This window comes from Halomonas tibetensis (assembly GCF_042643535.1).
In the GTDB taxonomy this organism is placed as follows: Bacteria; Pseudomonadota; Gammaproteobacteria; order Pseudomonadales; family Halomonadaceae; genus Halomonas; species Halomonas tibetensis.
On the sequence record NZ_JBHRSQ010000031.1, the window covers coordinates 1 to 1,658 of the forward strand.

At 64.6% G+C, this 1,658-nt stretch carries 1 protein-coding gene; it reads left to right on the forward strand.

Annotation, left to right across the window (positions count from 1 at the left end; genetic code table 11):
• The first annotated feature begins 25 nt into the window (after window positions 1-25).
• A complete protein-coding gene (tnpC, locus tag ACFODV_RS15235) occupies window positions 26-1,621 on the forward strand; it encodes an IS66 family transposase (protein WP_379760940.1) in 1,596 nt (531 codons plus the stop codon).
• Window positions 1,622-1,658: the final 37 nt, after the last annotated feature.

A 1,658-nucleotide genomic window follows, 5' to 3' on the forward strand; every position in this document is an offset into this window, starting at 1 on the left:
AGGGGGTGTTTGGTAAAATATCGGCATGACATCCATCGCCTCTCACACCGCCGATACGGTCGACCAGCTGCAACGCAAGCTGGTCGCCGCCGAGGCAGAAAATGACCGCCTATTGGCTCTGATGGCCAAGAAGGAGGCGCAGTGGGAAGCCGCCAAGGCGGCGCTGTTCGAGCAATTTCGCTTGGCCATTGAACGCCAGTTCGGTCCCTCCACCGAGAAGTACCGCGTCGAACAGGGCGATCTCCTCATCAACGAGGCCGAAGTGGCCGTGGATGAGGAAGAGTCCGCCACCGCTGATGAGTCGACCGCTGATGCATCCGCGATTGAGTCTCACCAGCCGGCCAAGCCCCGGAGCCGTGGCGGCCGAGTGGCCCTACCGCCCGAGTTGCCCCGTGTCGAGGTCGTCCACGACCTGCCTGATGACGCGCGCCACTGCCGCCACGACGGCACCGAGCTCAAGGAGATCGGCAAAGAGATCAGCGAGGAGCTGCATGTGGTGCCGGCGCGGGTCGAGGTGATTCGCCATGTCCGCCTCAAATACGGCTGCCCCGCTTGCGAAGAGGGCGTACAGATCGCTCAGGCACCGGCCAAGCTGCTGCCCAAGAGTAACGCCAGCGCCACGCTGCTCGCCTACGTGGCCACCGCCAAGTACCAGGACGCTTTGCCGCTCTACCGGCAGAGCCAGATCTTTGCCCGCCACGGCGCAGAGATCCCGCGCAACACCCTGGCCCGCTGGATGGTCCAGGTCGGCGAGCGGCTGATGCCGCTGGTCGAGGCCCTGCGACAGCACCTGCTACAGGCCCCGCTAATTCACATGGACGAGACCACGCTGCAGGTCAACGCCGAGGCCGACCGGCCGGCGAGTTCAACGTCCTACATGTGGCTGCAACGCGGAGGACCACCGGGCCAACAAGTGGTGCTGTTCGACTATGACGCCAGCCGAGCCGGCCGGGTGCCCGTGCGCCTACTGGGTGACTATGCTGGTCGCCTGGTCACTGATGGCTACGAGGGCTATGCCGAGGTGGTGCGGCAGAACGGCATCACCCATGCCGGCTGCTGGGCGCACGCGCGACGCAAGTTCGTCGAGGCCCAGAAGGTGCAGCCCAAGGGCAAGACCGGCAAGGCCGACTGGGCGCTCAACCAGATCCGCAAGCTCTACGCCGTAGAAACCCAGGCCCAGGGCCTGGAGCCCGATGCGCGCCAGACGCTACGCGAGCAGCGGAGCCGCCCGCTGATCACGCAGCTACGCACCTGGCTCGACAAGTCGTTAACACAGGTGCTGCCGAAGAGCGCGCTGGGCAAGGCCCTGCACTATCTGAACGGACAGTGGCAACGCCTGACACGCTTCCTCGATGATGGCCTGATCCCGCTGGACAACAACCCAGCCGAGAACGCCATTCGCCCCTTTGTCGTCGGTCGAAAAAACTGGCTGTTCAGCCACACACCGAGCGGTGCCCAGGCCAGCGCGGCAATCTACAGCTTGATCGAGACGGCCAAAGCCAACGGCCTATCCCCCTACGACTACCTGCGATTCGTGTTCGAGACCCTGCCAACCCTCGGCGAGGATGACGACCTCGACACGCTGCTCCCTTGGCGCTGGAAAGACACGCTACCGGTCTAGGTCAGGCCGAAGAAGGTGGGGTTGGTGGAGCGCTTAC

Excerpts from the sequence above, each read along its gene's own strand:
- tnpC (WP_379760940.1), top strand. The coding sequence starts at position 26 with ATGACATCCATCGCCTCTCACACCGCCGATACGGTCGACCAGCTGCAA.